At 42.0% G+C, this 20379-nt stretch carries 13 protein-coding genes and 1 pseudogene; 5 read left to right on the forward strand and 9 right to left on the reverse strand.

Features of this window, described 5'->3' with window-relative positions:
* Positions 1-279, forward strand: a pseudogene (locus tag RMY32_RS02415) (hypothetical protein); the annotation flags it as partial.
* A gap of 123 nt (positions 280-402) precedes the next feature.
* Here RMY32_RS02415 and eis read toward each other — a convergent pair.
* Positions 403-1581 carry an enhanced intracellular survival protein Eis gene (gene eis, locus RMY32_RS02420; protein ID WP_322708888.1) on the reverse strand — a complete coding sequence of 393 codons (1179 nt, stop codon included), beginning with the start codon at positions 1579-1581 and terminating at the stop codon, positions 403-405.
* 314 nt (positions 1582-1895) lie between these two features.
* On the opposite strand from eis, the gene RMY32_RS02425 reads away from it, so the two are divergent.
* Entirely contained in the window at positions 1896-2216 is a 321-nt protein-coding gene (locus tag RMY32_RS02425) for a multidrug efflux SMR transporter (protein ID WP_322708889.1), read from the forward strand.
* Positions 2217-2535: 319 nt separating this feature from the next.
* Here RMY32_RS02425 and RMY32_RS02430 read toward each other — a convergent pair whose 3' ends face one another.
* From RMY32_RS02430 to egtC, 3 genes are all read right to left on the reverse strand, one after another.
* Positions 2536-4200 carry an FAD-dependent oxidoreductase gene (locus RMY32_RS02430; protein WP_322708890.1) on the reverse strand — a complete coding sequence of 555 codons (1665 nt, stop codon included), beginning with the start codon at positions 4198-4200 and terminating at the stop codon, positions 2536-2538.
* Positions 4201-4264: 64 nt separating this feature from the next.
* A complete protein-coding gene (locus RMY32_RS02435; protein WP_322671201.1) occupies positions 4265-4474 on the reverse strand; it encodes a hypothetical protein in 210 nt (69 codons plus the stop codon).
* Positions 4475-5208: 734 nt separating this feature from the next.
* A complete protein-coding gene (egtC, locus tag RMY32_RS02440; RefSeq protein ID WP_322708891.1) occupies positions 5209-6021 on the reverse strand; it encodes an ergothioneine biosynthesis protein EgtC in 813 nt (270 codons plus the stop codon).
* Positions 6022-6285: 264 nt separating this feature from the next.
* Here egtC and RMY32_RS02445 point away from each other — a divergent pair, with 264 nt between their 5' ends.
* Positions 6286-6888 (forward strand): hypothetical protein, encoded by a 603-nt coding sequence (locus tag RMY32_RS02445; RefSeq protein WP_322708892.1) that lies wholly within the window; start codon positions 6286-6288, stop codon positions 6886-6888.
* Positions 6889-7072: 184 nt separating this feature from the next.
* Here RMY32_RS02445 and RMY32_RS02450 read toward each other — a convergent pair whose 3' ends face one another.
* Together RMY32_RS02450 and RMY32_RS02455 are read right to left on the reverse strand one after the other, a co-directional pair.
* Complete coding sequence (locus RMY32_RS02450; RefSeq protein WP_322708893.1) at positions 7073-8404, reverse strand: serpin family protein; 1332 nt, start codon at positions 8402-8404, stop codon at positions 7073-7075.
* Positions 8405-8804: 400 nt separating this feature from the next.
* A complete protein-coding gene (locus tag RMY32_RS02455) occupies positions 8805-10400 on the reverse strand; it encodes a S8 family serine peptidase (RefSeq protein ID WP_322708894.1) in 1596 nt (531 codons plus the stop codon).
* Positions 10401-10589: 189 nt separating this feature from the next.
* Here RMY32_RS02455 and rpe point away from each other — a divergent pair, with 189 nt between their 5' ends.
* A complete protein-coding gene (gene rpe, locus RMY32_RS02460) occupies positions 10590-11297 on the forward strand; it encodes a ribulose-phosphate 3-epimerase (RefSeq protein WP_094349276.1) in 708 nt (235 codons plus the stop codon).
* Between the two features lie 1121 nt (positions 11298-12418).
* Here rpe and RMY32_RS02465 read toward each other — a convergent pair.
* From RMY32_RS02465 to RMY32_RS02475, 3 genes are all read right to left on the reverse strand, one after another.
* On the reverse strand, positions 12419-12766 hold the full coding sequence (locus RMY32_RS02465; protein ID WP_322708897.1) for a HetP family heterocyst commitment protein: 348 nt from the start codon (positions 12764-12766) through the stop codon (positions 12419-12421).
* Between the two features lie 1234 nt (positions 12767-14000).
* Entirely contained in the window at positions 14001-14123 is a 123-nt protein-coding gene (locus RMY32_RS02470; protein ID WP_322695062.1) for a hypothetical protein, read from the reverse strand.
* A 564-nt stretch (positions 14124-14687) separates the two neighbouring features.
* A complete protein-coding gene (locus tag RMY32_RS02475; protein ID WP_322708895.1) occupies positions 14688-17096 on the reverse strand; it encodes a GH116 family glycosyl hydrolase in 2409 nt (802 codons plus the stop codon).
* 309 nt (positions 17097-17405) lie between these two features.
* Here RMY32_RS02475 and RMY32_RS02480 point away from each other — a divergent pair, with 309 nt between their 5' ends.
* Entirely contained in the window at positions 17406-20219 is a 2814-nt protein-coding gene (locus tag RMY32_RS02480) for a WD40 repeat domain-containing protein (RefSeq protein ID WP_322708896.1), read from the forward strand.
* Positions 20220-20379: the final 160 nt, after the last annotated feature.

The following is a 20379-nucleotide window of genomic DNA, read 5'->3' on the forward strand; positions in this document are numbered from 1 at the left end:
TTCGGCGAACGCATTTGTTATTTTGGCGAACGCATTTGTTATTTCGGCGAACGCATTTGTTATTTTGGCGAACGCATTTGTTATTTCGGCGAACGCATTTGTTATTTTGGCGAACGCATTTGTTATTTCGGCGAACTCATTTGTTATTTTGGCGAACGCATTTGTTATTTCGGCGGGTCAACTAGCATTGCCGATTGTTGTTGGGCAGTGCCAGGTCTCGGAAAGCCCCGAACTACCAGAAGTGGTACAGAAATTCGCCCAAGCAAATCGAGGTTGTAGGTTTGATGTGCGGGTGTGAGGTATTATGTACTCACACCCGTACCTGATATAAATACCGTTGTATTTGCTGATAAACCACCGTCGAAAACACCCCCTGCCTCAGAGTAAACAGATATCCATCCATTAAAAGAAATCAGCCACCCAAGGCGAGGCGCCTGCAAATATTTGCGTAGCTGCTGAAATAGCGGTTTCTGTCCCATGCAGTTTTCCGGCTATTTGCAAATGGTAGGGAGCGAACAAACTTGTATATAGTGGTGCTAGTTCTCGGATATCTAACTGCAACTCACCTTTTCCACCTCTGGTAACTTCACCGCGTCCATTGGCAACAGAAAGAATGAATTTATCATTGTTTGCATCTAGCAAATTATCTTGAATATCTAAGTGCAATTCAGTTTCAATTCCTGAAGGATAACCCCGCATCTCCAGCGCTTTGACTACATCTACTACCCGCAGCATCCAACGCATCGTATGCCTAAGCTTGGCAGTTTGCTCTGGTAGCAGCAATGTCAAGGAATCAATTGCAGAACTCCTCCATCGCACGTGTTCAATTTGGGAGCGATGACTGGCAAGAAAAGACCAGAATGTTTGTGCAGCAGCAGTTGTGAGAATTACCCAATCTTTGATTCGCAGGATTGCGCCATCTTCTTTTGAATGTTGACTGAAGAGGATGTAACCTTCGGGTTTATCTTTTGTACCGATAAAATATGCGTAAAATGTTTCCTTCTCATCTGGTTGAATTAAGCGCTCCCAGATTGCTCGATGTCGGTCTAAATATCCATGCGTTAGTTTCGCCTGCTGCTGATATAGTTCGTGAAATACTTGATGATTAATTGGCACTATTGGTTGTAAAGGTAGAGGTTGCTCCCGCAGTTGGATACTTTTAGTTGCAATTTCCCAATTACACCAGCTACCCCCTTGCTCATACCCGACTTTTCGATACAAACTTTGCACAGCTGGATAAAGAGCAGAGAGCGGTATACCTCTAGCATAAAGTTCCTTGAGCGTCTGCTGCATGAGAGCGATCGCAGCTCCCGAACCGCGATACTCTGGAGCAATACCCACAACGGCAATTCCTGTCATTGGTACGCGCACACCACCCCACCACTGACCCATATCCAGAGTTGCCAATCCACCAACTAATTGCCCAAATCCCCGAATAATACGGAAATTTTCTACGCCAATGAGATTGATATAAGCTTCTTCACCACCAACTCCGCTGATGAAACACTGCTCAAGGATATATATCAGCTGTTGAATATCCTGTGGATCGGCAAGAGTGCTGTATTCAAATTGAGCCGTCATCTCTTGTACCATTAGTAGGACAAAAACACAATCACACTACAGCAGATGTTGCTCGAATGCTTAGAGCAATTTCATCGCCATAAAACCCCGGAATCAGCCTCAATTATACTACTGCACGTTTGGTTTTAAATGTTGGAATACCTATACTGTTTCTTTATGAAGCTGCATATATTTATCTCTCGGCTACGCCTTCCCTCCAAAGCATCTTTATCGAGAATTGATATTACACTTGTAAAAATTTTTAATGAGTTACTTCAGGAGTGTTTATTCTATTTTTAGGGCGAGTTGCTCTTAACAAACCACTTACAAAAAATATGTCAACAAGTTGGATTTACCTTATATTAGCAATCGTCTTTGAGGTTTCAGGCACAACTTGCATGAAATTATCACAGGGATTTACAAAAATAGTTCCTTCAGTATTAATATTTGTCTTCTATGGACTTTGTTTTACTTTTTTGACCTTTGCCCTCAAGAGACTTGAAGTAAGTGTCGCCTATTCTGTCTGGGCTGGATTAGGAACTATTCTAGTAGCTCTTATTGGGATTATTTGGTTTCGGGAGTCTGCTACATTCATCAAACTTGTGTCGATCGCCTTAATCATCATCGGGGTAATTGGGATCAATGCAAGTCAATGAAGGAGGCAGAGGGCAGAGGGCAGGGAGCAGGGGGCAGGGAGCAGGGGAGAGGGTTTGCAGATTAGACTTCTTGGCATTTGTCGGGAAAAGGGTAAAGGGTAAGGGGGAAAGGTTTGTTATTTTCCTTTTCCTTTTCCCACAAGAGTGCAAAAAGAACTTTTGCAAGAGACTCTATGAGTGGAACTAACAAGGAACAATAAAAATATCTCTTCCCCAGTTCCCAGTCCCCAGTCCCCAGTCCCCAGCCCCCAGTCCCCAGTCCCCAGTCCCTATTTTTAAGGCAGGTCTATTTTACACAACTTAGTATTGGCTACTTTAGCTAAACATTACTTAGGTAGCGGTGAACAAATTGAATGGCGATCGAACCTTCTCCGACACCGGATGCCACCCGTTTAATTGAGCCATAGCGGACATCTCCGGCTGCGAAGATTCCGGGAATGTTGGTTTCTAATAAGAAAGGAGAGCGTTCTAAAGACCAACCACGAGGAGATTTGCCATTATGCATCAAGTCTGGGCCTGTGATGATAAACCCCTGAGCATCACGTTGAATAACGCCATCGAGCCAATCCGTTTTGGGGCTAGCACCGATGAAAATAAACAGCGATCGCGCTGGCACGGTTTCGATTTGTCCAGTGTTGGCATGGGCGATCGTAATTGCTTCTAAATATTCTTCTCCCTTGACTTCCACGACGCTGCAACCCGTGCAAACTTGGATATTTTCAGTTGCAGCAATTTGGTCAATCAAATATTGAGACATACTTGATGCTAGTGACTGACCCCGTACTAACATAATCACTTTGCTGGCATACTTAGAAAAATGCATTGCTGCCTGTCCAGCAGAGTTTGCCCCGCCTACCAAGTAAACCTCTTCGTTGGTGCAGGCGATCGCCTCAGTCATGGCAGCACCGTAATAAATTCCTGCTCCTGTAAGCTTCTCGGCTCCTGGAACATTGAGCCAACGGTAGGAAACACCGGTTGCAACTAAAAGTGCATGGCAACTAATCTCGCTACCATCTGCTAATTGCAGAATCCGATAAGGATCTTCTAGTCTAATCCCAGTTACTACTTGAGGAGTGAGAATTTCTACTCCAAATCGCCGCGCTTGGGTGACTCCCCGCCTTGCCAAATCGTTGCCACTCAAGCCAATCGGAAACCCCAAATAGTTCTCAATCCGCGAACTCGTACCTGCTTGTCCTCCTGGCGCTTCCCGCTCAATTAAGACAGTACTCAATCCCTCAGAAGCACCATAGACGGCAGCTGCCAGTCCGGCAGGCCCAGCACCGACGATCGCTAAGTCATAAAAGGGACGCTCTGCCTGAGTTTGCAGTCCAATTTTGGCGGCAATCTCTAAATTAGATGGTTGAATTAATCGGGAACCATCGGGAAACAGCACTAAGGGTAATTGTTGTCTACAATCAGCTTGGGCGAATTCCACTAATTTTTCTGCATCCGGCTCCAGTTCAATATCTAACCACTTAAATGGAATCTGGTTACGTGCTAGGAAGTCTTTCACCTGATGTGAAAAAGGCGACCAGCGATTACCAATGACTCGAATGCCTTCAAAGGGTGGGCGAAATCCTGCTAGCCAGTCATCTAGCAAATCATCTAAAACCGGATATAATCTCTCTTCTGGTGGATTCCAAGGCTTGAGTAAGTAATAATCAAGTCTGGCACTATTAATTGATTTAATCGCAGCATCCGTATCTGCATAGGCCGTTAACAAGGCACGTTTCGCATCGGGAAAGATGCTTTTTGCTCGTTCTAAGAACTCCACACCTCCCATTTGGGGCATACGTTGATCCACTAGAAATAGAGCAACTGGGTCATTCCGCAATTTTAGTTGCTGCACCACATCCAGAGCCGCGATCCCGGAATCTGCCCGAACAATGCGGAAGCGATCGCCATACTGATGACGCAAGTCTCGTGACACCGCTTGCAATACTTCTGGATCGTCATCGACGGTTAAAATTGCTGGTTTCGCCATAACTACTGTTACTTAACAATTGCAGTGTCTAGCCGTTGTCTTCAAAAATTTGTCGTCAAAATATCTACTGTTTAACCAGTTGCTTTAAACGAAAGTATGCTTCTTCTGGTGTCAGCGGTTCCGATTTAGTTTCATTGGGTATATAAAATACCCAAGTATCAGGAAAGTAATGCACTACAAAGCTGGGAATCAAACCCAAGCTTAATGCTTGCTTGCCGAGTTTTTCAGCTTGTTCCTCTAAACTCAGTTGGTCGTGAAATGAGTGTTCAGCCATACTTTTGCATCTCCCTGTACTTTATTTGACTCTGGAAGAAGGTTCAAAACCAGTATTGCACGAATCACTTAAAGGTGATTTATCATGTTCCAGAATCAGCTTGAGAATATTTTGGTGGTAGACCTAAAATAATTTCAAATATACTATCGTAGAGAATCATAAAACTATTTGGGTCATTCAGGATAACTGAAATTGGATTGAATCAGGCAACAGGGCATTCCTTACGAATTATAAGTAAGTATGCGATCGCTCTAGCTTGCATGAGTATAGTGGTGGACAGAGTACAAGAGACATCTCCGAAAATTAATGCATGACCGAATGGCACGCTTGTAAAGCCCAAAAGCTTGTTTAGACTCGTTCCCAGCCTCCAGGCTGGGAATGTATTCAAAAGAGGTTCTACCTCTTGTCAAGCTATGGAGGCGGAGCCTCCCAGAATGAGTTCCCAGCCTGGAGGCTGGGAACCAGTCAGGATAAGGGCTGTATCTTAACTTAGTACCATTCGAGCCATAGAGGAATGATGATTGCGTCACCGATGAATCGCTAATGCAACTCTACAAGACGCACTCGCGTTCGCTATCGGTGACGCTAGCTCCCAAAAGAATTGAAAGACGTATGTTGTCTTCTCTGACTTGCCTTCAACTGTTGTCTTTTGGCACAAGCATTGCTGTTGCTTGTCTACCATCGCACCAACTTTAAAGAGAAAAGCTCAATTTCCACAAAATCGCAATGCTTTTTTAAACCCCAATGGGAACAAATCTCTCCAATAGGCTAATTGTTGGCTGTAATGACTGGGCTTCAACAAATAGCGCACTTTGCTCATCAAAAGCAGTCCAATTTTGGTGATTGGATAAAGGCTCAGAAGCAACAATAACTTGGTTTGGCTGCTTGAGTTCATCGTAAGACCAATAAAGAGTAGGTGCTTGTGTACGATAAGCATAGCGAATTGCTGCAACTGCTTGACCATCACTGACAATTACATTGGTACTAAAGCTGGTGTCGTGTTCTGATGCCAACTTAGTCAATTTTTGAACTGTTTTACTTAATGCTGACAACAGAGTGTTGTCTGGAGACGACTGCCATATTTCCACTAGTAGGGCGAAGATGTGTTCAGAGTCAGTCGTGCCCTTAATCAGGCGGTAAGTGGAATCAGAGAGGCTCTCACGTATTGGTCTACAAAGAGTTTGTTGAAAGTTTGATATCTCACCATTATGCACAAACAAAAGTTTCCCACTACGAAATGGCTGACAATTGCTAATGTCGAGTGATTCACCTGTCCCAGCTAATCGGACATAGCCTACAGTACAACTGGATTGTACATAGTTGCTCAACTCTTCCAGATTCGGCTCGTTCCACAACGGGATCGTATTTCGGTAAATGAAGGGTTTACCCACTTCGTCGTACCAGCCTACACCTACTCCGTCTCCACAAACTACTCCTGATTTTAATTCCAAAGAACTGTAACTTTGTTTGTAGAGCGAATGCTCTTGTTTATACAGCAACTCATCTAAGAGGATGGCGTTACCAAGATAGCCAATTAATCTACACATAAAAAAACGATGTTGCTGAAAGAGTAAGAAAAATCAGTCACAAGCCCCGATAAAAATCGAACCTTTTAACTGGACAATTATTGCAAATCATTACTAATTTAACAATTATTGTTTATCTTGTGTATGTTTAATGTGTGACTTTAGTCATGGTTTTGTTGTCTTGCTAAAAATATAGAACAGAAGCTAAAGTAATATTTATTCCTTACCTTTGTTTGAGCTTGATTTGTGAATTATCCGTTCGCATTCAAAGGATTTTAGAGAACTATGTCAATTAAAAAACACATTAATCTTAATCAAGGATGTTTCCTTAATCCCGCAAATAAACAGATAGTTGTCAATTTAGCTAGTGAAGATATTTTAAATTTAATCACGCAAGAATTAAAAACTCGTTACTCCCCAGAAACTCAAAAAAACCTACTTGAGGAAAGTTCAAAATTATTACCTAATTTTGTATTTCAAGAATTATTACAACGCCAACAGCAGGTAGTAGATATTAACCCAGATAGTTTAATTGTCGTTAATTGTCAGATAGTAGAGGCAGAAGTCGATGATTTGGGATTTGATTTAAATGTCGAAGTATATTTTGTAGTTGGAGATACAAAAGGTCAAAACCATTTTCGGGCTAATCAAATAGTCCTTTGGTCAAATATATGGGGTGATGAAGAACAGCCTTTTGATTTAGAAGATGAACTAGGCGAACAATTCTGGACAAGTTATCAAATTCAGTTACTTTTTGATGAAAAAGACCAAGAAACAATTGAACTGGAGCTATCACAAATAGATGATTATGCCGCGAAGTTAGAATTTTCCCCATCACTAAAAATATTTTCACCATCCATAGTTTCTTTTATAAATAATGATTTATAAAAATTATTATCTGCACATACAGTGAATGTAAACCTTGTCTACTTTGAAAACCATATTTTTTAAAAAACTCTAGGTTTCAACATAGATGAGGTTTAAATTAATCATTTATATTCACTGAAGATTTGATTTTTTGGAAGTTCTCTTTTAAAAAGATGAAATCTTCACTTCAATCCCTCCTACATCCTCATTGTGGTTCGGTAATTGAACCCATAAACAAAATGTTTCCCGTCTGATTATCCCTGATGACACAGAAGAAGGGACGATCGACAATCATTCGGAATGGTTCTGGTTCTTGTCTTGCAGATGTTGCTACTATTCCCACTGAAGTAGCCGCAGCCGCTTCAGTGCCTTCTTCGTTCACTTCAACAAAAGTTTTATGCTTAACTTGGCTAATGGCAAAATTTTTACCCATGCCAGAAAAATTGGCTTTGTTGCTGAAAGCCTCGCCCATACCTAAAGTTTTTAAAGCATCATTGAGTGTAATCTCGTAATCTGTTTTGAAGCGGGGCAGGCGAATAAACCCTTTTTGATTGTTGAACTGAGTCATCCATTTTTCCCAGTTCTCAACATTCAAGTTTTGATAAAATGCTTTGAGGTTGGAATTCTTTTTGGGTAAGAATATATAAAAACTTATCTTACCATCTTTTCCATAAGGTAAACTAACTGCCTGAAATTTTTCGCTTTCATAGTATTTATAATCACCCTCTTGTGACATCATTGGGTGTTGTTTTGACCTGTTAGATGTGATGTAAAAAGGATATGAAGCAGTTTCTTTCTTGTCAAACTCATTACTCCAATTACCTTTAAAATATATGGCATTAATCAGAAATAATACCTGATCTGGTTCAATTTTTTCAACTATTTTAGTGATTTTACCGTTAGTATTTTCTTTGACCCAATTATTGATAATGCTAGATGCGGCGGCATCTTGAAAGTTTAAATTGCTGACTTTGGCTTGATAGAAGTCCTGGGTTCTCTTGAGAAAGTCTGGTGCAAAGCTAACCTTTTGATTTGCCCAAAGTGAGTTAGCAATTTTCAATTGCACTTTCGTATCCGAATTGTCTAAAAGCTGTTTTAATACCGTCGCATAAGAAGAGTTGATTTCTGGTAGATTCATTCCCTGTAATTCTAGGGTTTTTGCCATTGCTTGTTGAGTCGAGCCGCTAGCGCCGTTATAAGTCATAGCAAGAGCGATCGCAACACTCGAAGGTGAGATAAAAATATTTTTCTCACCCCGATCGTTTTTCAGAACTTCTGAAAATAGTTTGAAGCCAAACTTGTTGCTAGACTCAACAATTTTTGTATCAGTGTTGGCTGTTTTTTTTTGCAATGGAGTTTCTGGCTGAGGTAAACTAGATTGGGCAATGGCACTTTTATTACTATCGACTTGAGAACACCCTAATACACTGAATAGAACAACGCTTGCAGCTGCCAAAGCATAACGTCTGCCTAGACTAACACCGTAACGTCTTTGCAGGAAATTTTCTTTCGCATCACTCAATTTATGGCGATTCATTCTGCTACCTCACTTGCCAAAGATTCCCGATTTGTGCTCAGAATTGACGCAGATACTGTGTCAATGATTAACTATTGCATTTACTCCAATAGAAAAATGGGACTGTTACAGTTTTCGTAACAGCAAATTAGTAGCTCAGAGTAATTAAACACAACTTGGGGAGTTGCTAATTCTTGATTGAGACGGCTATACAGACGACTTATAAAAAATTTTTTTCTTAAAGAATTTTTATCTTTACGTATAAACGTATTGTAAGCTACGCGCTCGAAAAATAAGTACTTCTGTGAGGTTTTTATAGATCGAATCGAAATTTATCAGAGGCTGGAAATCTCGTTCCCATGCTGCGTATGAGAACGAGAAAAACGCTGTAATTTTACACAGATATTTGTGCTAACTTATTTCAATTAATAGGTACACTCCACCAAGCTAAACTGTAGGGTTGAGTCGCTTCATTGAGCTTTTGACGAAATTGGACGCGGATTTTGTAATTGCCAGTAGCAGTAACGGGGCAGAAAATATGTTCTACACTATCAATTTGGCTGATTGAGGAGCAAACAGCACCAGCTTCCGAATTTTGAGCATCAGCTTTTACTAAGTAGAGATCGAGATTATTTAAGCCGCGATCGCGAAAATTTTCGCCTACGTCATATTGCTGGTTTTTATTTTTATCGTTGAGTTCTACCAATCGATCCCAAGTCAGGGTGACAGCAACAAAACTTCCCTGCTTTAACGGTTTTGCTAATATATAGTCAACAGATGCTCCAACATCAACTGTGCGATAATCCCAACCAATAGCCGGTACCGCAGCTGATGCTTGCCATTGACCAGCACTAAATTGCTGATAAGCGCGAAATACATTCAAATGACCCGCTCCCATTTGGGCATCCAAGGGAATCTTTGGATCTTTATAAGCATCAGAATCTAGCCAGTTTTGATTTTGCTTATCAATTAGCGTCCGAGTCATTCCCAACCTTAAGCCATCGCCGCTATCTAGAAGTTTGTCTGCTGAATTCAGTAATACAGCTTTCATCACTTGATGACGCCGAGAATCAATGCTCCAGTGGGGTTGTTTTGTCCGCATCTGTCGGTCTGCAAGTTCCTGCAACAGAGCAACAGTAGCTGTAACTTGAGGCGCGGCAAAACTAGTACCTGTAACCTTGTTCAATTTGCCATCTGGATTGAGCAAAGGAATATTATTACCAGGAGCAACTAAACTGATAGCGCGACGCCCATCAAGGTCAAATTCCTTTCCAGCTAGTCTTTGATTCACCCCTTGGTTAACACCCGCCAGATTAGCCACATCTACTTTGTTAAAAACTCCCCCTCGGCGGGATGAAAAAGCCACGTTGATTGCATTAAAATTATCTGTAGGAATAGGAATGCCGCCTTTGCCCTGGTTGCCTGCGATCGCATACAAAACATCATGAGCGCGACTAGACCAGTCAACACATAAAGTTAATAAAGCATTGCCGTCTAAAGTAGCTTCCGGTCGAGGATCGCGGCTCAGAGGTTCCCCAAAGCTAAAGTTAATCGCACGGACATCGCCACTATTTTGGAGCGCTATGTGTTGTGCCGATAAACACTCTTCTGGCTGACCCATGTTTTTAGTCGAACCTACTGCTGATGAATACAATCGCGCTCCCGGCGCAACTCCTGGCAAAGCTTTGTCTTGACTCACCATCACACCAGCGACATTGTAGGCGTGGGGGTCAACACCACTATTAGACTTAGCTGGGCCATTGCGTAAGAAAACCGCTGCTAAAGATATGGCACGATTTTTAGACACCGCCTTATCCCACCCAAACATTCCCGGCCGACCAATTTCCACTTGACCAATAGCAATCTTGCGACCGATTAAATTATAAGGAGCTTGGTGTAGCTTCAAAGCATCAATACCGTTAGTTCCCAAAGCAGACTCTAAAGCCGAAGCCATTACCGGCGCACTCAGACAAGAAGCAGTTAATCCCCAAATTATCCAGGTTAGTTTTTTAGTCATTTGTTATTTGTCATTAGTCATTGGTCAAGAGTTAGGAGTTAGGAGTTAGGAGTTAGGAGCTAGGAATTCGGAGTTATTATTTTCCCTCTGCTTTCTACTCCTGCAAAAAGACCGGGATCAAACTTATGAGTCTTGCTCAATGCTTTGTTACAATGCTTACAGACGAGGACGCTTAAAAACCCACTAGCCATGACCCAAAACCTATCTCAAAAGCCCATTGTAATTTCTCCATCTATCCTATCAGCCGATTTTAGCCGTCTGGGTGACGAAATTCGCGCCGTAGACGCAGCCGGAGCAGATTGGATTCATGTTGATGTAATGGACGGTCGTTTTGTACCTAATATTACGATAGGCCCTCTGATTGTGGAGGCGATTCGTCCGATTACAACTAAGCCACTGGATGTCCATTTGATGATTGTGGAGCCAGAAAAGTATGTAGAAGGATTTGCTAAAGCGGGTGCCGATATTATCTCCGTACACTGCGAACATAATGCTTCTCCACATCTGCACCGCACCTTGGGGCAAATTAAAGAGCTTGGTAAAAAAGCTGGTGTTGTACTTAATCCTGGTACTCCTCTAGAGCTAATTGAATATGTTCTGGATTTGTGCGATTTAGTACTAATTATGAGCGTCAACCCTGGTTTTGGTGGTCAAAGCTTTATCCCTGGTGTATTACCTAAAATCCGCAAGCTGCGCCAAATGTGTGATGAACGTGGTCTCGACCCCTGGATTGAAGTGGATGGGGGGCTGAAGGCAAATAATACCTGGCAAGTTTTGGAAGCGGGAGCCAATGCGATCGTCGCCGGTTCAGCTGTGTTTAATGCTAAAGATTATGCTGAGGCTATTACAGCAATTCGCAACAGCAAGAGTCCCACTCCAGAATTAGCTAAGGTTTAATTCCTTTTTGAATTAACCAATTATTAAATATGGAAGTGAAAAGGAATGTAGAGACGTAGCGGTACTACGTCTCTATAAGAGTTTGAGATTAATTTCACCAGATATCTATTATCCACAAAAAATAAGGTGGGCAATTTGCCTACCTTATTTCTTTTTATATACATATAAAAAACTGGAAGCTATTCAAGTTTTGAACTTCCAGTAGTGTTATATAAATTGAAAGTTTAGAAACCAAAGATAATCCCGGTTGGGAGGACTAGGATTACAATAGTTGAAAGAGAAGCGTATGAGCTACTAGTTCTACCAGCCAAGGATAACAATTTCACCGTCACTTTTCTATTTCCGTTCCTGGAATTGATGTTAAGCGTTTGCAATATTTAACTAAAGCAACACCAACCACAAGATAGAAAGTTTGATCGGCATTACTCGCACCGTCTGCAGTCAGTGAAAGCTGTGTAAAATTTGGTTCGGGGGAATCCACCTCCCCAAATTCTCTTTGCTCAGACTTCCTCAGAAAAAGAACCACCAGTAGTAACAGTTGAATTATTGGTCTTGGTCTAGGAGTTATTTACTCCATGAAATGCTGACTACTTTTGTAATCAGTTTGATTTATTTCATAGTTAGAACTAATCGTTGATTTTATTTTTTAAATTAACTTGCTTGCCAAATCACCTCTATTTTGGTTGAAGTTGTAGTTGTTATTAGTTTACCAATATCATTAGTATATATTTGCCATTTTGGCAGATTTTTGCTAAATTAATGAAATTAATGACTGCGATAGAAAACCTGCTATGCTATAAAATTTAAATTAGCATCGCAGGCTTTCAGATAATCAATCAACTTTAGAGCAGAATCTCTTGATTCCAAATACTTTTTAATTGAATCCACAGGATTTCAAGGAAACGTCTTAAACATTTTCTGGTTTTAATGGCGATTTGCTCGATTGATGTTCGTTAATTTGCTGTGTCAATCTCTGGCTTAAACTCCCACCAAGGATTTATAAAAAAAGTTAGGTTTAAAACCTCGCCCTCGTGGACAAAAAAATCCTTGTCTCACTCGGTCGGTGGAAACCCCACTCATATTGTGGGTGGCTGTATTTAATGCGTGAATTTTGAATTGATTCATGCTTTTTGCTTTCTAACTACTTCTAGATAAGCTAGGTCTTTAATTTTGCTTAAGCAGCTTGATGACACATTATTCTCAGGCCGAGAATCATGAGTGTGTTTTAGCATTTTTAGATTTTCAGTTTGCTGTTGTTTTGTCCTATCGGCTTGAGAATTTTCTTTGAGCAATCGATTGTAGGTGCGATATGGAATGTAATGGAGAGGATTATAACCACCAAATCGCAGCATTAAAACACATGCCCAGGAATACTTTCCGGCAAGAATTGCCTCAACTACTTTGTCAAATTGTTGAGCTTTCACTGTCTTATCTAAGTTACTACTAATACCAGCAATGTCTTGATTCATCATAGTTCTAGTTATCCTGGATGAAGTAAACTATTTTCTTTTTTTGCAATTGTCGGTGTTTCAATTGAGGCGTACAGACTGCACTAGCCTTTTTGAAAAGGTTGAATTGCTTGTGGCAAATTATTAGCAATAGAGTGGTGTGAGATGTTTACAAAAGATAAAAATCCATCAGTAAATGAATTTTCTAGGTTCACACGCTTATATTTATTACTACTGTTGAATTAGGCAATTTCCGGGAAGTTTGCATATTTTTTTAGACTAACAGAAAAAATATATTTATCTTTGAGCGGTACTAGCACCATTCGTATTTATACTATTTTTTGTCGTTCGTGTCATCTGCTAATATAGTCTATTTATAGGTTAAATTTACTGAATGTATTCAGATACTTACTTGTGGATTGTGCAGCTTTTAGTTTTGTCCCCTTTGGCTAATTTCTGAGGGGTGTTACCCCTCACCCGATATCATTTTAAAACCTTTATTATTATCGAGTAACTAGAAAATAGTACCATTAACTAGAATGTAAAACAACTCGATAAAAATATTAACAAATTGGTTGTAAAACCATTGCCAGCCATAGGATTGAGCTTATTGTTTCAATAAGTTCAGTTGGACAATAATACTTATTAACCTGGTCTTGATTGGTTTGCAAAAGCTACAGCTTTAGCGGATTTAAGGAAAATTGCCGTAAACCGAGCTTGGATATTTGATCGTGCTTGGATAGTCATCTTAAAATAGCCCAGACTTCAAATAGAAGTTTTGACTAATAATATATATAGATAATTTTAATGTTCGTTAGCGGAGTTAGTAAAAATATCCGCAAATAAATACTTTTATTCAAGTATCAGTAGTCTAATTTTGTACAATATTAGAGAATTGGAGAAGAGAGATAAAGCTAATTAAGAAAGAATATTATGAAGTTGATTTAGCAGTGATTTCTCTAATGTCTGAATATCTATAGAAATCCGTTTTGATTCCGAGAAATTATTTGCGTAGGCAGAGAACAGGGAACAGGGACGTTTTTGCAAAAATTAAATGCGAGTCCTATAGCAGATTTAAAAAATTGAGATTACAAATGTAGTAAAAATTGGGCTAAATGGCCTACAAGATCAAAAATCAATATGCGATCGCCTTTATCTCTCCAGACAACTACACAATGAATTACTTGACAATGAGCTATCTAGGGGTTATAGTATGAGTCCAGCTGACTTAAAAATAGTCCTCACTGATAACGCTTCACATCCTCCAAGTTTGGGCTGCTTCTACTAAAGGCTGGTGAAATGCACCTGTGAAATTTACTGGCGTTAAGTTACGCAAGCTGTAGGGGTTTAAGCGTATGCACCAGTGTTGGCTAATCATTGCCAAACACAAAGTGCCACAATCCGATGAACTTTGCTGTTGAGTGAAGCAATAGGCACGTCATAACCTAGCTTTTGATTGTGAACGTAGTCTAGGAACTATCAGCAACATTTATAGCTAAAGCTAGTAATATTTGCATTTTTTGAAACATTAGTTTTATAATTCTCAATGCTTCAACTCTTACCATTACTGAAATTTTCCTTCGCTTCCGGAAACACTCGGAAAATAAAATCGCAAATCTAATAAGAGTAAGGGTTCTATGCCCTCATCCCCTAGACTTCTTGGCATTTGTGGGAAAAGGGTAAGGGGAAAAGGGGAAAGGAACAATAAAAAACATCAGTCCCTTTTCCCGCCTCTTGCAAAAATGACTTTTGCAAGAGGTCTCCTAACCCCTTCTCCCATATTGGAAGAAGGGAAAGTAGAGAATTCGCTCCTCTCTTTCCCAATATGAGTGAGGGGCTGAGGGTTAGGACAAAACTTATACAGTCAGAAGATTTCAGCTTAAGTTGACACCAATGACATCTACGTGTGTTGTATCAAAACGAGAACCGCTTTGATAGTCAATCAATTAATAACTAAGTAAATCCCCCAAATCGCCATTGGCCGCAGATAAGTGCTAGCGCGGAAAGTACCAGTTGCGGTGATAGCTTCTGGCGTGCGAAATTGCAGACCATTTTCATAAATTTGCTGCACCACAGCTTGCGTCAACCTCAACGCTTCATCTTTCATTTTCATCTGCACGAGAAAAGCCGCCAGCCCAAAGTTTATCCCCGTCCAAACTTCTAAGGGATGAGTAGCTTGGGGATTTTCTGGTGAACCATCACGACGAACACCATTAGCAGCACCAAATTCACCATTACAGAATTTCAAAAAGCAAGCGTCATAAACTGTTTTCAGGGCAGAGAGAGCGCGATCGCTTGGTACAATATCAGGTAAATCCAGCAGACGGGCGTAGAATTGTCCGCATAATTGATCTGCCATCACCACATCGGAACCACTTTTACTATCTAGTCGGTAATATTCCCCATTCCAGAGTTTTTCTTGGTAAATAGGAAGAGATTGTTGTAACCAAATTTCATAAGTGGATTTTTGCGCTGCCAACTCTGTTGTGTTACTTGTCTGGTAAGTTAATAAAATATCGCTAATGGCGATCGCAGCTTCTAGTGCCGCTAACCACAACCCACCACAATAAGCGCTAACACCTTGTAATCGCCAATCATCAAAAGTTTGGTCAGGCGCGCCAGAATTTTCTGGAATCCCATCGCCGTCGAGGTCAAAAGTTTTCAGGTAGTCGAGGGTTTGAACAATCGCATTCCAGCAATCTGCCAAGAATTCCACATCGTCAGCACCCGTGAGCAAAAAATCACGGTATACTTGCAAAACGAAATCACTACCTAAATCTTTCCATAAATTACAGTCTTGATAGCTGGTATAGTTGGTTTTCTCCCAAACGTGTTCGTTGGGTGCGCCTAAATCGTGGGGTGTTGCACCTGCAACTTTCCGAACTGCAATCGGGCTTTCGGCCTTAATTGTCATGTAATAGCCAATGATTCGGGGAGTATCATCACCTTGAGGAATCGCCCGTGCAAATGCCCGAATTACCGACTTTTCTAATTCTGGAAACAGCATCAGCAGCGCAAAAGAGCCATACAACCGTACATCTAGACTTTCATACCAACGGTAATCTAAGCACTCCAGCACTGCAAACTGACCGATGGGGTTAAGTTCTGATGCTGCACTCCAGAGAGTACCGCCGCTAGTAAGATCGTAAAGCTCATTAAATAGAGCCATTTTAAACCAGTTGGGTAAATCTTCCCGGTCGAGAATGGGTTTTTGCCAACTTTGAATTTGCGATCGCCAGGTTTGGTATTCTTGTAATGCAGTGGATGCGATCGCCCAAGCGTTGTTGCCATTTTTACCAAAAAAATCTGTATATCTGCGGTAGTAGTTGACTCCGGCAGCAAATTCTGTGATTGGCAAATCCCAAGCGACGACAAAAGGAATTTCCAGAGTTTCGCCTGGTTGGAGAGTGAAACGGATTGCGATCGCAGACCCGATTTGTGTATTCTCTGTTGCTGGAGTAGTATCAACATAATTGGGCAAAGAGCCATCTTGGGCAAAACTTTGCCATATTTCCTCACCCGTCCCTTCAGGATTCCAGCGGCTATGATGAAATACTTCCACCTGCGGATGTTTCAGCGTTGCAATACACCAAGTTCCGTCACCTTCTTGCAAAGGTTCATTACTACCAACCCGACCTAAAACACAGCCAAACTGTTGTGTATTTTCAACTATTTGGTTGTAGTTTCCTTGACTTTCACCCCAGCGCGGTTGGTATTCGTAAACCGGACTACCATCATCGCGCACCCGCACTTCGGGAGATTTTAGAGCATTTGTAAACCAGCCGACCACATTTTGCCAAGTGAGCATAATGCCCAGAGTAATCGGTGTATCTGTCGGGTTGTGGGCATTCCAGACAAATATTGCCACAGGGTAGCTAGTTTCTTGGTAATTACCTGCCCAGACTGGGGAAAATTCCTCACAAGTCAACTGTGCTTGAAATATATTTTTATATACAAACCAGCTGCGTGGATATAGCGCGTGATAATCGCCCGTTCCCTCTGTGTCAGGAGGTGTCGGATACCATTGCCACGCTTTGAGAGTGCCATCATCGGGCGCTTGGGTAGATAAAGCGTAGGTTTGGAAAGATGTGCTATTGGATTCAAACACACTGAACTGACAAGCCGGAACGTTTTTGAAGGTATGCTCACCACCGTCGATGTGCCACAAGTTAAAATCTCCCCGTGAAGAACGACCGATGCAACCTGCACCAAAGCCGCCTAAAGGCATACCATGCCAAGGGCCATCATCAATATTACTTGCATAGCGGACGGTATAAGGTTTATCCCAGCCTAAGCCGATGGGACGGCTCCAAGTGCAAGAGGGAATTTTCAAAGAGAGTTGATTTGTCATCGCCTAATGTTACAGCGTGCAGTTACGTCAATGAAGACTAACGCGATGTGAGATTTTTCTCAAGGTAGCTGAAATTTTCTAACTGGTCGTAGCTCGCCCTTAGACATCGCTGCCGTAATTACTACTGAACTACAAGGTATAGAGCTTATCTCAGTCACTAAGACTTTAATATTGTGCTTTTACTGCGTGTTACTCAACTGCTACTTGAACTTTAAATCTAGAGTTTTTAACTCTAATGGGTAAATAACTCGTTAATTTGGGTATTTTAAAGCACAGAGGTAATTTTCTCAATAGTTTTAACAAAACAAGATGACACAATACGCCCTTGTGGTTGAAATTGCTCAGAATGACAACAGTTTCGGCAGCCTGACTAAACCTATTGATGATGCAGAGGCTGTGGTTAACACAGAAAAATTTTTGCTGGTGGTAGATGAGTTTGAGAAAGTATTTACAGTTTGTATAGATAAGGAAGAACGGCAGAGATTTATTGAACTACTGACAGGGGTAGTAGAAATTCATGATTCGCGGTTAGCTGTTGTAATTACTATGCGAGGTGATTTTCTTCAATCCTGTTTAGATAATCCTTCTCTAACTCACCTGATTCAAACCCCAGTAGTTGTTATACCGCCTTTAACTGGAGTTGATTTCAAGGAGACAATCGCCAAACCTGCCCAGCTTCAGGTTCATAGTGTTGAAGAAGCAGGAGCATTAAAAATTCTCCAAAATCTTCAACAAGAACCAGGGAGTTTGCCATTGTTAGAGTTTGCCTTAACTAAACTCTGGGAGAAACGCGAGCAAAAGAAATATCAACTTACCCAAGAAGAGTATGAGTACTTGGGAGGATTAACTGCGGTGTTAAATCTCTATGCAGAAAATGTTTATCACTACCAAGATTATGAGAAAGAATATCCAACTCAAGAACGCACTCAGCAAGAAAAGGAATGGATTAAGCAGATTTTTCTGCGGTTAGTGGGAACGGGAGAGGGAGAAAAGGATACCCGACAGCGCCAACCCAAAGCCACATTATTAAATATTGCAGGTAATGATGCCAATCAACGGCAACAACTTAGTGAGTTGCTAGATGGTGAAACAGGATTGGTTAAGGGACGCTTATTAGTTTCTGAGAAAGATGAAAAAGAAGAAGTCTGGATTAATTTAGCCCATGAAGCTTTAATTGAAAGTTGGCAGCAGTTTGCCCAGTGGCGACAACAAGACCGAGACTTGCGACCGTTGAGCGAGTCATTAGAAAATACCCGACGGGAATGGTTGAACGAAACGCCGGATGACAAATATTTAATCCAAAAGGGATTGCTGGCCCAAGTGAGAGATAGCTGGCAACAATTGCAGCCTGATTTGCAATCACCCCAACAAGATGAGGATTTTTACCAGCGTAGGGATGCCGACGACAAACACCGGATTGCCGAGATGGAAAGGGCGCTTACTGAATCCCAATTGCGAGAAAAAGCGGCTAGAGTAGACGATTTATTGCCCTTACAACCCCTAGATAGTCTAGTTTTGGCAATTCAAGCTATGGGGGAGAATCAAGAGAAACTACCCCAGCAGATTCTTGCATCAGTTCAGAACAGTTTGAATCGGGTAGTGAATAAAGCAAGAGTCTCGATTCCCTTCTGTGGTCATGAAGGTAATGTCTCTTCTGTCGCCATCAGTGCCGATGGGCAGACGATTGTCAGTGGCGGTATTGATGGCACTGTGCGGGTGTGGAATTACCAAGGTCTTCCCTTAGCTGAACCTTTGCGCGGTCATCAGGGTAATGTTAATTCTGTCGCCATCAGTGCCGATGGGCAAATGATTGTCAGTGGCGGTGCTGACGGCACTGTGCGGTTGTGTAACCGCCAAGGTCTTCCCTTAGCTAAACCATTGCGTGGGGATAAAAATGATGTCTCTTCTGTCGCCATCAGTGCCGATGGGCAGACGATTGCCAGTGGTGGTGCCGACGGTATGGTGCGATTGTGGAATTATCAAGGTCTTCTCTTGGCTGAACCTTTGTATGGTCATGAGGGTAATGTAAGGTCTGTAGCCATCAGCGCCAATGGACAGACGATTGTCAGTGGCGGTGATGATCGTACGGTACGGTTGTGGAATCGCCAAGGTCTTTCCTTAGCTGAACCTTTGCGTGGTCATGAGGGTAATGTGAGGTCTGTGGCCATCAGCACCGATGGGCAGACGATTGTCAGTGGCAGTGATGGCGGCACTGTGCGGTTGTGGAATCGCCAAGGTCTTCCCTTAGCTGAACCTTTGCGCGGTCATGAAGGCAATGTTAGGTCTGTCGCTATCAGCACTCATCGTCAAACAATTGTTAGTGGTAGTACTGACGGCACAATGCGGTTTTGGAACCACCAAGGTCTTCCCTCAGCGAAACCTTTGCGCGGTCATCAGGGTTGGGTTTATTGTGTCGCCATTAGCACTGATGCTCAGACGATTGTCAGTGGCGGTACTGACGGTACGGTGCAGTTGTGGAATCACCAAGGTATTGCCTTAACTGAACCTTTGCGCGGTCATCAGGGTTGGGTCTATTCTGTCGCCATTAGCACCGATGGGCAGACGATTGTCAGCGGTGGTAGTGACGGTACGGTGCGTTTATGGAACCTCCAAGGTCTTGCCTTAGCTGAACCTTTGTATGGTCATGAAGGTTATGTCAATTCTGTCGCCATCAGTGCCGATGGGCAGACGATTGTTAGTGGCGGTGATGACGGCACTGTGCAGTTGTGGAATCGTCAGGGTCTTGCCTTAGCTGAACCTTTGCACGGTCATCAGGGTTTTGTCAATTCTGTTGCCATTAGCGCTGATGGGCAGACGATTGTTAGTGGTGGTACTGATGGCGCTGTGCGGTTGTGGAATCTGCAAGGTCTTGCCTTAACTGAACCGTTGCGCGGTCATAAAGGTTGGGTTTATTCTGTCGCCATTAGCGCCGATGGGCAAACGATTGTTAGCGGTGGTGAAGATGGCACTGTACGGTTGTGGCGCGGTGACTGGCGTGCATGGTTGCAAGTCTGTTGTGACAGGTTACGTTACCATCCCGTCTTCACCAATCCGCAAACAGAGGAAGCAAAAGCTGCTTGTGAAACCTGCCAAAAATATGTTTGGAGTAAAGTCAGTGGGTAAAAAGTATTGCTGTGCCTCTAATACCAATTTTTTATAAAGCTGCATAGAATTCGATCCCCCCTAGCCCTCCTTATAAAGGGGGGAACCAGAAAAACATATCAAAGTCCCCCAATTTATCGGGGGATTTAGGGGGATCTAGATATGTGTAACTTCACATTAA

This window comes from Nostoc sp. ChiSLP03a (assembly GCF_034531215.2).
In the GTDB taxonomy this organism is placed as follows: domain Bacteria; phylum Cyanobacteriota; class Cyanobacteriia; order Cyanobacteriales; family Nostocaceae; genus Nostoc.